10 protein-coding genes are annotated in these 13,172 nt (G+C 75.5%); 6 read left to right on the top strand and 4 right to left on the bottom strand.

Features of this window, described 5'->3' with window-relative positions; genetic code table 11:
• Positions 1 to 112: 112 nt before the first annotated feature.
• Together ACFU9E_RS23575 and ACFU9E_RS23570 are read right to left on the bottom strand one after the other, a co-directional pair.
• Complete coding sequence (locus tag ACFU9E_RS23575; RefSeq protein WP_380689630.1) at positions 113 to 613, bottom strand: hypothetical protein; 501 nt, start codon at positions 611 to 613, stop codon at positions 113 to 115.
• 491 nt (positions 614 to 1,104) lie between these two features.
• Positions 1,105 to 2,490, bottom strand: coding sequence for a cellulose binding domain-containing protein (locus ACFU9E_RS23570; protein ID WP_380689388.1), 1,386 nt, complete (start codon positions 2,488 to 2,490; stop codon positions 1,105 to 1,107).
• Between the two features lie 394 nt (positions 2,491 to 2,884).
• On the opposite strand from ACFU9E_RS23570, the gene ACFU9E_RS23565 reads away from it, so the two are divergent.
• Positions 2,885 to 3,715 carry a hypothetical protein gene (locus ACFU9E_RS23565; protein ID WP_380689386.1) on the top strand — a complete coding sequence of 277 codons (831 nt, stop codon included), beginning with the start codon at positions 2,885 to 2,887 and terminating at the stop codon, positions 3,713 to 3,715.
• A 303-nt stretch (positions 3,716 to 4,018) separates the two neighbouring features.
• Positions 4,019 to 4,606, top strand: a complete 588-nt coding sequence (locus ACFU9E_RS23560) for a lytic polysaccharide monooxygenase (RefSeq protein WP_355359830.1) — start codon at positions 4,019 to 4,021, stop codon at positions 4,604 to 4,606.
• Between the two features lie 130 nt (positions 4,607 to 4,736).
• On the opposite strand, the gene ACFU9E_RS23555 is transcribed toward ACFU9E_RS23560, so the two are convergent.
• Together ACFU9E_RS23555 and ACFU9E_RS23550 are read right to left on the bottom strand one after the other, a co-directional pair.
• Complete coding sequence (locus ACFU9E_RS23555; RefSeq protein WP_380715307.1) at positions 4,737 to 5,159, bottom strand: cold-shock protein; 423 nt, start codon at positions 5,157 to 5,159, stop codon at positions 4,737 to 4,739.
• Between the two features lie 126 nt (positions 5,160 to 5,285).
• Positions 5,286 to 6,620, bottom strand: coding sequence for a PLP-dependent aminotransferase family protein (locus ACFU9E_RS23550; RefSeq protein WP_380688969.1), 1,335 nt, complete (start codon positions 6,618 to 6,620; stop codon positions 5,286 to 5,288).
• 146 nt (positions 6,621 to 6,766) lie between these two features.
• Between ACFU9E_RS23550 and ACFU9E_RS23545 the strand changes: the two genes are divergently transcribed.
• The 4 genes from ACFU9E_RS23545 to ACFU9E_RS23530 all read left to right on the top strand — a co-directional run bounded on the left by ACFU9E_RS23545 (position 6,767) and on the right by ACFU9E_RS23530 (position 13,167).
• Complete coding sequence (locus ACFU9E_RS23545; protein ID WP_380688971.1) at positions 6,767 to 7,567, top strand: crotonase/enoyl-CoA hydratase family protein; 801 nt, start codon at positions 6,767 to 6,769, stop codon at positions 7,565 to 7,567.
• Positions 7,568 to 7,966: 399 nt separating this feature from the next.
• Complete coding sequence (locus ACFU9E_RS23540; protein WP_380688973.1) at positions 7,967 to 9,094, top strand: nucleotide disphospho-sugar-binding domain-containing protein; 1,128 nt, start codon at positions 7,967 to 7,969, stop codon at positions 9,092 to 9,094.
• 180 nt (positions 9,095 to 9,274) lie between these two features.
• The gene (locus ACFU9E_RS23535) at positions 9,275 to 11,077 is read left to right on the top strand and encodes an HSP90 family protein (protein ID WP_380686170.1); all 1,803 of its coding nucleotides are present in this window, start codon (positions 9,275 to 9,277) and stop codon (positions 11,075 to 11,077) included.
• Positions 11,074 to 13,167: a hypothetical protein gene (locus tag ACFU9E_RS23530; RefSeq protein ID WP_380686172.1), complete on the top strand. Its 2,094-nt coding sequence runs from the start codon at positions 11,074 to 11,076 to the stop codon at positions 13,165 to 13,167. The genes ACFU9E_RS23535 and ACFU9E_RS23530 overlap by 4 nt, the downstream gene beginning before the upstream one ends.
• Positions 13,168 to 13,172: the final 5 nt, after the last annotated feature.

Here is a 13,172-nt window from a genome sequence, read left to right as displayed (position 1 = left end):
CACCGGGCCCGGCCGGGAGCGGAGGGAAGCTGTACGGGCATGCCTCCATGATGCCCGCGCCCGGCCCGCCCGCGTCGGGCGGGGTCCGGGGCACGGGGCCGCGGACCCCGCCTCAGACCGCGCCGTAGGCCACCGGACCGGCGTCGGGGAGCGGCGCCGGGGCGCCCGCAGTGGCGAGGTGCCGGCGGCCGGGGGCGTCGCGCAGCTGACCGGGGAGGTCCCGGACCTGACCGGGGAGGTCCAGCAGCGGACCGGTCGGGCGGACCACCCGGCCCGGTGCCTCGACGACCTCGCAGCCCGCCCTGGCGAGGCGCCGGACGGTGTCCGCCGCCGTTCGGTCGTCGAGCGAGAACACGAACGGGCCCGGTACCAGCACCACGTCCAGCCAGCCGCGTTCGGCGGCCGTCAGCAGGCTCGCCAGGGCCGGCAGCGGGCCGCGGGTGCCCAGACCGTGGTCGGCGTAGACGTCCGGGTAGGGCAGCCCGAGGCGCTGGGCCAGCTGTTCCATGGCGCAGCGCACGTAGTCGGCCTCGTGCGGGTCGTACGGGCGGCACCGCAGGTACATCGCGGACCGCCGGACCGGCCGGTACACCGGTTCGTGGGGGTCGTGCATGCCGTTCACCTGGCCTTGCTCGCTGTGACGGGTGGGGGAGTGCGGCGGCGGGCCGGTGTCCAGCGGACCTCCGGAACGGTGCGGGGATCAATGGGGGCCACTACCCATTGCCGCGGTGGGGGGTGGGCGTCGGACACCGGAGCCTCGGGTGCCGGAGCCTCGGACACAGGAGATCGTGCGGATCCCGGCGGCCGGGGCCAAGGGTGGGACGGGGGCGCCCCGTGGTGCGGGTGGTGAGCGCCGGGCTCCCGTGCGCGGGTTTGCCGGCGGGGTTCTCCGGCCGGACCCCTCCGGCCTGCGGTTTTCCCCGGCCGCCACCCGTTCCGCCGGGGGCCCCGCAGGCCCCGGCCGCCACCTGTCCGCCGTACTGCTCGCGGTCCTGCGGTCGTGGACGAAGCGCTGAGCGCCCCCGGTTCGCTTCGCACACGCCCCGAGCGCCCCCGCGGTACCCGGCCGCCGGTGGGGCGGCCGGGTACCGCACGGGGTCGGGATCAGGGCGCGGGCACGGTGTCGGTGAAGGTCGTCCCGGCGGCGCGGTAGGCGGCGACGGCGGCACCGACCTGGGCGGGCGTCAGCACCCGGTCCTTGACGTGCAGTACGTAGTCCACCTGCTCCTCGTAGCTGCGGGCCGCGGTGCCGGTCTGGCCCGCGAGGTCGGTGAGCCACTGGTTGAAGGCGATCACCATCGGCCGCTCGGGGAGGTAGCGGGTGTCGTGGCGGGCGAACTCGACCCCGTCGACGTAGTACACGATGCCGCTGTCGTCGATGGTCAGGGCGAGGTCGTGCCAGCCGGCGAAGGAGGCCCGGGAGACGGTGTACTGGTTGTCGTTGCCCTGGGGGCCGTAGGTCTCCCACGAGGTGGCGAAGAAGATGTTCGAGGGCTCGCCCCAGCCGCCGTTGGGGAGGTACTCGAAGTCGTACTCGGAGTAGTCGTCGGCGTTGGGGGCCTTGAGGTCGTTGATCGTGAAGAAGCTCTGGACCAGGTGGTCGCCGTCGGGGCCGCTCACCGGGGCGTCGGAGAAGCGGACCCGGGCGGCGTAGGTGCCGTAGCGGAACTTCATGGCCTGGCTGTGGAACTCGCTCTGCCGGGTGGACTCGGCGGTCCCGGCGGTGGACGTCCGCAGGGTCATCACCGAGTTGCCGGCCTCCTTGGCGAAGGTGACGTTCTCGGGCGCCCAGGTGGCACCGGCCACACCGGGCCCGCCGCCGCCGGAGCGCGCGTTCCAGCCGTGGGCGGCGAGCGCCGGGTCGTCGTGGCCGGTGTAGTCGAAGTCGTCGAAGAGCACCGGGCCGGCCGGGACGGGCGGCTTGGTGGGGGCGGTGCCCCAGACCTGGACCCCGGCGACGGTGGCGGTGACCTTGGCCCAGTTCGCGTACCCGCTCTGCGCGGCGCCGAAGGAGTAGTCGTCGCCCTGGTCCATGACCTGCCAGTCGGTGCGGTGGACGCGCAGCTGCAGGTCTCCGCTGTCGGCCCCGGGGGCCAGTGTGCCGGCGCCCGCGGTGAAGCCGATCTCCAGGTAGCGGTCGGCGGCCGCGCCCGGCTCGCTGATGGTGCCGATGGTGCCGGTGACGTTGGCGCAGCCCCGGACGGCCCAGTCGCACGCGAAGCGGTACGCGGCGAAGGGGGAGTCGGAGCGGAAGTAGTAGCGCAGCTTGACCTGGTCCAGGGCGACCGGCGCGGAGCCGGTGTTGACGACCTTCAGCCACGGCGAGGCCTGGGCGGTGCCGCTGCCGCCGTTGCGGTACTGCACGGCGAGCGGCTCGCCGGCGGCCGCCGCCGGCAGGGCGCCGAGCAGCGCGGCGCCGAGCCCGGCGGCGACGGCGGTGGCGAGCGTCGCGCGCAGGCGGGGGAGCCGGCGGCTGGTGCGTGCGGTCATGGGGTTCCTCTCCTGGTGTGGGGGTGGGCGCGCGGCACCGGCGGAGGGGAGCCCGGGTTCACCTCGGCTGTGGTGGGGGAGGAGGTGGCGGGCCGCGCGATCAGAAAGTGGCATGGACCAATTTGGCGGTCAACCCGAACCGGGACGATCGGCCGGAACGCGGGTGTCTGCCGCGGGGAGTGGCTGATAGTGCCTGTTGACGGCGGTGGGCGGGCCGTGCGGAGCCCGGTCCCGTGCCGGGTGGCGGCCCCATCCTGCCCGCCGGGTACGGCGTTTGAGGATGCGAGGGCCGGGGAACGGGAGTTCGACGGCGCGCCGGACAAGCCGGCGACCGCGCCCCCCGTCCTCTCCCCGTCCCCCGTCGCCGGGGGACCGCTCCGAAGGGCCCGCACCGTTGACTACCCCGTCGCACCGGCAGCCGCCCTCCCCGGCCGACGCCGGACCGCCCGCCGGCCGGGTCGATCCCGCCCTGGCCGACCGCCTCACCGACGCGGTGCTGCTGGCCGGCCTGCCGGTCGCCTTCGGCGACCAGGGGCCCGGCGTGCGCATCCGCCCCGCGCGCCCCGTCGACGACCGTGACCGGTGCCAGGGCGTGGCCGCCCTGGACTGGCTGCCGTCCCCGCGCCTGACCGGCGCCGCCGCCATGGCGGAACCGGGCCAGGCGGCCGGCCCGGCCCAGGACCTGGTGGCGACGGCCATGGAGAACGCGCTCGCCGAGTTCCTGCCGGCCTTCGGGCTGGAGACCGGCCGGGACCGGGTCGGCCGGGAGCTGCGGGTCGACGGCCGGGCCGCGGTCGACGGTGCCCTGCGGGTGCCGCCCGGCGTCCTGGTGGCCCGGCCCGCCGGGCCGACCCCGGTCGAACTCGGCCTTCCGGCGGGCGTCGTCGGCACCGTCCGCCGCAGCGCGGCCCTCGCCGGCCTGCCGCTCGCCCCGCACCTCGGCGCCACCGGCGTCACCCTCGCCCGCTGCGTGCCGACCGGCGGCACGGGCGACCGGGACGGGGCGGCGGACCTGGGCTGGAACCCGTCCCGCGGGCTCGCCGACCTGGCCGACAGCGACCTGCCGGAGGCGGCCCGGGCCGCCACCGCCCGGACGGCGGTCAACGGGGCGATGCGGCACGCCCTCGGCATGGCGCTGCGCGCCTGCGGCGCCGAGCTGCGCTGGCTGCATTCCCACCAGTTGCTGCGGGTCTACGGCGAGTCGGCGCCGGCGATCCGCCACTGACCGGCGGCCGGGCCGGTCCTCGGCACCCGGCCGCCGCGCCCGTGGACGGCCGTCACGGTGACGGCGCTCGAACCCCACCCCGGCGACCCCGGCCGACCGCGCTGACCACGGGCGCAACTCGACAGCGGTGACCGCCGATTGACCGGACGTCAAACTGGTCCAGACCATTGACGGTGGGCGTCGCGCTCCCTACGGTATGGGCATTCACCTGGCGCAGGCATGCCAAGATCCACCCGGCTGGCGCACCCCCACGCGCGCCTCCTGCGTCGGGCACAACTCTCCATCCCCCCACGGAGGAGCATCATGCGCAAACGCCACATCGTCGGCGCCGCCCTGGCCGCGGTCGCCGTCCCGCTCGCGATGGCCGTCCCGGCCAACTCGCACGGGTTCATCAACCTCCCGCCGAGCCGTTCGGCCCTGTGCGGCGCGGGTGTCGTCCAGAACTGCGGCGACATCCAGTGGGAGCCGCAGAGCGTCGAGGGCCCGAAGGGCTTCCCGTCCGGCGGCCCCGCCGACGGCACCATCTGCGCCGGCGCCGACGCCCGCTGGGCGCCGCTGGACAACCCGCGCAACGGGAACTGGCCGACCACCAAGGTGACGGCCGGCGGCCAGCAGACCTTCACCTGGGAGATCGAGGCCCGGCACTCGACCACCAACTTCCGCTACTTCCTGACCAAGCAGGGCTACGACCCGACCCAGAAGATCACCCGGGCCAGCCTGGACCTGACGCCGTTCCTGACGGTTCCCTACAACCGCCGCCAGCCCGACGCCGTCACCAAGCACACCGCGACCCTCCCCACGGGCCGCACCGGGCACCACGTGGTCGTCGCGGTCTGGGACGTCGCGGACACCGCGAACGCGTTCTACTCCTGCACCGACGTGCTCTTCTGATCGTCGGTCATCCCGTAGGGCCTCCGGTCACCCCGTAGGACCGTGACCGTCGGTCACCCCGTACGAGCGTCGGGCCGGCCCCCCGGGGGGGGGGGGCCCCCCCCGACGGCACTGCCGGGGACGCCGGGGCTCAGCCCTCGGTCCAGCCGTGGCCCTTCGCGCACTGCAGCATGGCGTTGCGCACCTTCAGGACCTGCTCGCCGGTGAGCGACGGCGCGTGCTCCAGCAGCAGCTCCGTCACCTCCAGCAGGAGCTCCGCCGAGGTCAGGACGTCGCACTCCGCGTCGTCGCCCTCGGCCGCCGCCACCCGGGCCGCGGGCACCGCCGGGCCGGCCGGCCGGCCCGGCGCCCCCTTGGGCAGGCGCACCGAGGAGGCCTTCAGCCCCCGGTCGCCCTCCTCCATCTCGAACTCCACCACCAGACCCGAGTGCACCAGGGACTCGGGCATCAGCATGTCGTTGACGTGCAGGAAGACGTCCTCCCCGCCGTGGTCCGGAGCGATGAACCCGTACCCGCGCACACTGTCGTACCGCACCACTCGACCGGTGACCACACACACCCCCAAGGACAACAACCCGGGCCCCCTGCCCGACACCTGACGTAGAGGATAGAGGAAGCGGCGCCGGGCGCACGCCGTCGACCGGAACACCGCTTCGACGGCACCGGGGACGCCACGGTCTCACGGCGCGACGGACTCGATCGCGGCCCGCAGCCGGCCCAGCACGCCGGCGAGTTCCGCGCGCGGGGGAGTGGCCAGGGCGAGGCGCAGGGCGGCGGGGCGGTACGGGCCGGTGGCGAAGGCGTCCGCCGTCGACACCAGGATGCCCTCCTCGGCGAGCACCGCGGCGACGTGGTCCGGGCGCTGGTGCGGCTGCAGCCCCAGCCACAGCAGGTGGGAGGCGGGGTGCGCCCGGACGTCCAGGCCGGCCAGCGCGGCGCGCGCGACGCCCTGGCGCTCGGCGGCGTCGGCCCGGCGCTCGCGCTCCAGCCGGGCCACCGTGCCGTCGGCCAGCCAGCCGGTGGCGACCGCGGTGACCAGCCCGGGCGCTCCCCAGGCGGCGGTGCGCAGACCGCTCGTCACCGGCCGCAGCCAGGCGTCGGGCACGACGGCGAAGCCGAACCGCAGGCCGGGGGCGACGTTCTTGGACAGCCCGGCGACGTAGCAGGTGCGCTCGGGGGCGAGGGCCCGCAGCGGGGGAGGCGGCGCGGTCTCCAGGAAGGCGTAGGTGCCGTCCTCGATCAGCAGGACCTCGTGGCGGCGGGCGAGGGCGATCAGGCGCTCGCGCCGCCCGCCGTCGAGGACCCAGCCGAGCGGGTTGTGCACGGTGGGCATGGTGTAGACGGCGCGCACCGGGCGGGCCCGGCACAGCCGCTCCAGCGCGTCCAGGTCCGGGCCGGCCGGGGTGACCGGCACCGGGGCGAGCTCCAGACCGCGGTCGGCGGCGAGCAGTCTGATCCCCGGGTAGCTGAGCGCGTCGACCGCCAGCACGTCGCCGGGGCGGGTGACCGCGCGCAGCACGCAGTCCAGCGCCTGCTGCGCCCCGCCGGCGAGCAGCACGTTGCGCGGGGCGGTGTCGATGCCGCGCTCCAGCAGGTAGGTGGCCACGGCGGCCCGGTCGTGCCGGTGGCCGCCGGGCGGGTGCTGGCGCAGCAGCGCGGTGACGTCGCCGGAGGCGGCGAGCGTGCGCAGGGCCTGCCGCAGGTCGTCGTCCTGGCCGGGGGAGAGCGGCTGGTTGAACGACAGGTCGGCGACCCTGGGCACCGGGAGGGCGCGGGAGGGTTCGAGGCCGTCGTAGCCGGAGCGGACCCGGACGAAGGTGCCCCGGCCCTGTTCGCCGACCACCAGTCCGGCGGCGGACAGTTCGGCGTAGACCCGGGTGGCGGTGGCCGGGGCGACGCCGCGCTGGTGGGCGAGCGCGCGGTGGGTCGGCAGCCGGGTGCCGGCCGGCAGCGCGCCGGAGCGGATCGCGGCGGCGTACTCGTCGACGATGGCCTTGTAGGCGGGCGGTCGCATGCGGGCACCTGTCGCTGGAACGGAGGGGGGAGGGGAGCGGGAGGGGAGCCGGCCGGTGAAGTGTATCCAGGACAATTCCTGGATTGCCCTGCCTTCCCGCTCCTAGCCTCGGCGACGAACCCGGCCAGCGGAAACGGAGTACGGGCATGACCGTGCGCAGCACCCGCGACGGCGACGTCGCCGTCCTGACCATCGACCGCGAGAGCAAGCTCAACGCGCTCGACTACCCGACCATCGACGCGCTGCTCGCGCGGCTCGACGCGATCGAGCGCGACGACGCCGTGCGGGCGGTGATCCTCACCGGCGCCGGCGACCGCGCCTTCAGCGCGGGCGCGGACATCCCCTCGCTGGCGGGCAGCATCGCCCGCTCCGCGGACGGGCCCGAGACGGCGCTGCGCGAGATCGTTCGGCGCGGGCACGCGCTGACCCGGCGCGTCGAGGAGTTCCCCAAGCCGGTCATCGCCGCCGTCAACGGCCTCGCCTACGGCGGCGGGTGCGAGCTCACCGAGGCCGCGCCGCTGGCCCTGGCCGCCGAGCACGCGACCTTCGCCAAGCCGGAGATCACCCTCGGCTTCCCGCCGCCCTTCGGCGGCTCGCAGCGGCTGCCGCGCCATGTCGGGCGCAAGCGCGCGCTGGAGCTGATCCTCACCGGCGACCCGGTCCCGGCCGCCCGCGCGGCCGAGATCGGCCTGGTCAACGCCGTGGTGCCGGCCGGTGAGCTGCTCGACGCGGCCCGCGGGCTGGCGGCCCGGATCACCCGGCACGCGCCGACCGCGGTGACCGCCTGCCTGCGGGCGGTGACCCGGGGCATCAACCTGCCGATCGAGGAGGGCCTGGCCGTCGAGGCCGCCTGGTTCGCCGCCACCGTCCCCACCGAGGGCGTGCGCGACGGCCTGCGCCGCTTCCTGGACCGCTCCGCCGCCCGGCGCCGAGACGGCGGGCGCTGAGACGGCGGGCGCCGCACGCGGGCGGCGCACGCGGGGGCGCGTTCCGCGCCGAGTCCGCCGAGTCCGCCGAGTCCGCCGAGTCCGCCGAGGCGGTCCGTGAACGGCGGGAACAGGCCAGGTCGCGCTCCCTGGCCCGGCTCCGCCCCGGCGACCCGCGCTGCCGCTCCCACCCGCCCGTTCCGGTGCTCCGCCGGAACGGGCGGGCCCCGGCGCGTTCCGCGCGCCGCGCGCCGCCACCGGGAAACACAAGCCCTCCGGCCTCCCACCGCCGCGCACCGGAACGTCCGATTATCGATCCCACAGGGAAGAGCAACTGATCGTGCGTCAGTTGAGGGGGCGAGCGGATCGCTCCCCGCGCGATCCGAGGACGACCGACCCGAGAACGACCAGGAGACCGTTGTGCGCATTCTCTTCACCGGCCCGGCCGCACCGAGCCACCTCTTCCCGATGGTGCCGACCGCCCAGGCCGTCCGGGCCGCCGGGCACGAGGTGCTGTTCGCCAGTCCGCGGCCGATGGAGGAACTCCGACAGGCCGGGTTCCCGATCGTCGAGATCGGCGACGGGCGGACCGTACGGGAGGCCTTCGAGGAGGTCGCCGGCAGCCAGGCGCACTACGCGCAGCCGGACCTCACCCAGGAGGAGATCATGGAGGTCGGCGCCGCCGCCTTCGCGCTCGCGTCGCGCTCCACCGTGGACGACCTGCTGGCCGTGGCCGCCGGCTGGGACGCCCAGCTGATCGTCCACGACTCCTGTCTGGCCTCCGCCCAGCTGGTCGCGGCCAAGCTCGGCATCCCGGCGGCGCTGCAGAACTTCGGCCTCAGCTCCGGCCTCGACATGGCCGCCCGGCTGGCCGCCCGCTTCACCGACGTCTACGAGAAGCACGGCGTGGCCGGGCCCGCCGCCTCCACCCCGCTGAACATCGTGCCGGCCTCGCTCGGCGGCGACCCGGGCGGCCTGCGGATGCGCTACGTCCCGTACAACGGCGGCGGCGTCGTCCCCGCCGCGCTGCTGCACCGCGGTGTGCGGCCGCGGGTCGCCGTCACCCTCGGCACGGTGATCGCCGGGATAGACGGGCTGGACGCCATCGCGCCGCTGGTCGCGGCCGCCGCCGGGGCCGACGCCGAGTTCCTGCTCGCCGTCGGCGACGCCGACCTCGCCGACCTGGGCGGCCTGCCGGCCAACGTCCACCCGCTGCCGTGGGTGCCGCTCGCCGAACTGCTGCGGGTGTGCGACGCGGTCGTCCACCACGGCGGCTCCGGCAGCACCCTCACCGGGATGCAGGCCGGTCTGCCGCAACTCCTGCTGCCCCAGGGCGCGGACAACTTCACGGTGGCCGAGACCCTGGTCGCGAGCGGGGCCGCGCTGAGCTCCTCCTCCGCGGACGTCGACACCGCGCTGCTCACCCGACTCGTCACCGACCCGGTCCTGCGGGAGGGAGCCGAGCGGCTGCGCGCCGAGAACGACGCCCTGCCGAGCCCGGCGGCCGTCGTCCCCGCCATCGAGGCGCTCGTCACCGCCCGCCCCTGACCCCTGGTCCGGGTGACGCCCCGGCCCGCCCGTGCGGCGGACCGGGGCGTCCGCGCGCCGGGACCGGGCCCGTGAGCCGCGGTACCGCGGCTCCGCCGATCGAACCCCCGCGCGAAATTCGCTCCCGTGTGTCGGCGCCCGGCCCTAGGGTGCTCCCAACACGACCCGGGAGATGAATCCGTGAGCCAAACGTTTCGCGTCGACCTGCGCGGAATAGTCGATCTGCTGAGCCATCACCTCTACACCAGCCCGCAGGTGTACGTCCGCGAACTGCTGCAGAACGCCGTCGACGCCGTCACCGCCGTGCGCGCGCACGACGCGGCCGCCGCCCCGCACACCGCCCGGATCGCCATCTCCTCCGGCGAGGCGACCGGCGACGGTTCGCTGACGATCAGCGACAACGGCATCGGGCTGAGCGAGGCCCAGGTGCACGAACTGCTCGCGACCATCGGCCGCAGCTCCAAGCGTGACGAGCTCGGCTTCGCCCGGCACGAGTTCATGGGCCAGTTCGGCATCGGACTGCTCTCCTGCTTCATGGTCTCCGACGCCATCGAGGTGGACACCCGCCGCGGCGACGGCCCCACCGTCCGGTGGCACGGCCGCTCCGACGGCGGCTACACGCTGGCCCCGGCCCCCGCCGACCAGCAGCGCCCCGAGCCCGGCACCACCGTCACCCTGCGTCCGCGCCCCGGCAGCGAGCACCTGCTGACCCGCCGCGCCGTCACCGAACTGGTCGCCCACTACGGCGCCCGGCTGCCGTACCCGGTCACCGTCGATGGCGAGCCGGTGACCGGCGGACCGGCCCCCTGGGACCGCCCCGGGGACGAGAACGCCGCCGAGCGCCGCGCCCGCCTGGAGGCGTACTGCGAGGAGGTGTTCGGCTTCGCGCCCTTCGACGTCATCGACATCGCCGCGGCCGAGGCCGGCCTGCGCGGCGTCGCCTTCGTGCTGCCGATGCCGGCCAACCCGGCCGTCCCGGCGGCGCACCGCGTCTACCTCAAGCAGATGCTGCTCTCCGAGGGCGCCGAACGGCTGCTGCCCGAATGGGCGTTCTTCGTGCGCTGCGTCGTGGACACCACCGAACTGCGGCCCACCGCCAGCCGCGAGGCGCTCTACGAGGACTCGCTGCTGGAGGCGACCCGGGAGGCCCTGGGCGACCGGCTGCGCGGCTGGCTGGTGCGCCTCAGCGTCCAGGAGCCGGCCCGGCTGCGCTCCTTCCTGCGGGTGCACCACCTGGGCGTCAAGGCGCTCGCCCTGCACGACGACGATATGCTCGGACTGGTCACCGAGTTCTGGCCGATGGAGACCAACGTCGGCCCGCTGACCCTGGCCGAGTTCACCGCCCGCTACGGACGGCTGCGCTACACCCCGCTGCTGGACGAGTTCCGCCAGCTGGCGCCGGTCGCCGCCGCCCAGGGACTCGCCGTCGTCAACGCCGGCTACGTCTACGACGCCGAACTGATCGACCGGTTCGCCACCGTGGACCGCTCGCTGGAGACCGAGCAGCTGCGCGCCGCCGACCTCACCACCCACCTGGCGCGGCTGGAACCGGCCGACGAGCGGGCACTCGCGCCCTTCCTCGCCGCCGCCGACCCGGTCCTCGCCCGGCTCGGCTGCGACCTGCTGGTGCGCTCCTTCGAACCCTCCGGCCTGCCCGCCCTCTACCTGCTCGACGACGACACCGCCTTCCAGCTGGACGTGCGCGGCGCCCGCGAGCAGGTGGACGAGACCTGGGCGGCGATCCTCGGCAGCTTCCAGAGCCACGGCGAACCCCGGCCCCGGCTGGTCCTCAACCACCGCAACCCGCTGGCCCGGCAGGTCCTCTCGCTCGCCGAGCCGGAGCTGCGCGCGATGTGCCTGGAGGGCCTCTACGTCCAGGCGCTGCTGCTCGGCCACCACCCGCTGCGGCCCGCCGACACCGCGGCCCTCAACCAGTCCTTCCTCGGCCTGATCGGCCGGGCCGTCGCCGGAGGCGCAGCGTGAGCCGGACCGAACAGGAACTGCGCGAACTCCTCCGCAGCACCCACGGCATGCCCGACGGGGCCCCGAAGTTCGCCGCCCTGGAGGAGGTGATCCGCCACGCCGACGCCCTCGGGCTCACCGAGTTCGCCTTCGAGGCACGGATGCAGGCCACCAACGTGTTCCAGCACAGCTGGGCGCCCGCCAAGGCCCTCCTCACCTTCTCCTGGTGCCTGGCGGCCTACGACCGCGAGCCGGAGCGCTTCCAGAGCGGTTACGAACACGACCTTCTCTGGCAGTTCAAGTGGATGGTCTCCACCGTCCAGGAGTTCCCCGAGATCCCGCTGCGGCGGACGGCCGACCTGCTCGACGACATGGAACGGCGCTACCGGCGCGGCGGCCACAGCATGCACGCCGTCCACCAGCACCGCGGACTGCTGGCCGAGGCCGTCGGCGACCTCGCCGGCGCCCAGGAGCACTACGAACGGATGGCGCTCACCCGGCGCGACGGCCTCTCGGACTGCTCCGGCTGCGTCCCGAGCAGCCAGGTGCGCACGCTGGTGGCGCTCGGCCGGGACGAGGAGGCGATCCGGATCGGCGAGCCGGCCCGCCGCTCGGGCTGCACCGAGCAGCCGCAGTGGATCAACTCCGAACTGCTGCTGCCCTACCTGCGGACCGGTCGCGCCGAGCAGGCCGCCGAGGCGCACCGCGTCGCGTACCGGCGGATCCGGGACAGCGCGCACAACCTCGACACGCTGGCCCCGAACGTGCTGTTCTGCGTGTGGAGCGGCGACCCGGGGCGCGGGCTCGACCTGATCGAACGCCACCTGTCCTGGCTGGACCGGGCGCGGACCCCGATGGCCGAGATGGACTTCGCCGCGGCGGCCGTCGCGGTGCTGTCGGCGGTGGAGGCGGGCGGCGACGGCGAACTGCTGCTGCGCTTCCCCACCGTCGACGGCCGGCGCCGCCCGGACACCCCGGTCACCGTGCTCGCCGCCGAACTGCGCGAGCGCGCCCTCGGCGTGGCGGCCCGGTTCGACGAGCGCAACGGCAACACCGTCGAGAGCACCCGGATCCGCGAGTGGATGGTCGCCGGACCGATCGGTGAGCCCGCCCCGCCGGCGGGCTCCGGCCGGGACCCGCGCTCGCGCAGCGGCGAGCGCGTCCACCGCCTCACCGACCGGGTCGCCACCCTCGTCGCGGCCGGCGACCGGGCCGCCGCCGCCCGCACCCGCGTCGAGCTCACCGAGACCCTGCTCGGCGCCGACCGCTTCGCCGAGGCGGCCGCGGCCGCCGAGGAGGCGGTGCGCGAACTCGACCGGTACGGAACGCCCGAGGAGGCGGCCGCCTGCCGCTGGCTGCTCGCCCGGATCGGCAAGGAGACCGGCGACCACGCCGACGCCGCCGAGCGGCTGCGCCAGCTCCTGGACGACACGGACGACGCCGTGCGGCCGGCCTCGCTGCCGTCCCGGCCCGAACTGGAGGCCGACCTCGGCGACCTGCTCGGCTACGGCGCCGACTCGGCCGCCCGCTACCTCGCCGCGGCGCGGAGCTTCGCCGCCGCCGGCCGGCGGACCGAGGGCCTCCGCGCGCTGGTCCAGGCGATGTGGCGCCACCCCTACAGCGAAACGGAGACGGAGACCGGCACCCTGCGGGACATCCTGACCGAGGCCCGCACCACCCTCGACGCGATCCTCACCGAGGACCTCCCGACCCCCGCCGCCGTGCCCACCAGGGAGGTCGTGGCCATCCTGCGCGGCTACGTCGACCAGATCCGCGCGGTCGGCCGTCACCGCGAGGCCGCCGACCGGCTCACCACCGCCCGCACCCTCCTGGAACACCACCGCGCCACCGGCCCGGCCGAGAGCGACGACCTCACCGACGAACTCGGCGCCGTCCTGACCGAGCTGGGCGAGGAGCACCTGCGCCTCAACGCCCCGGCCGCCGCCGAGGAGGCCGCCCGCGCCGCCCTCGCCACCGCGGACCACCCCTGGGACCCGGCACTGCTCCTGGTCCGCGCCCTGCGCCTGCGCGGCGCCACCGAGGAGGCGGCCGCCCTGATGACCGCCCACGAGATCACCGAGGACGACGTCCTGGAGGCCGAGGAGTACTGACGAGG

It is taken from the genome of Kitasatospora sp. NPDC057595, assembly GCF_042800875.1.
Classification (GTDB): domain Bacteria; phylum Actinomycetota; class Actinomycetes; order Streptomycetales; family Streptomycetaceae; genus Kitasatospora.
Note: the sequence above shows the minus strand (reverse complement) of the source record. Positions and strands in the feature narration are given on the sequence as shown.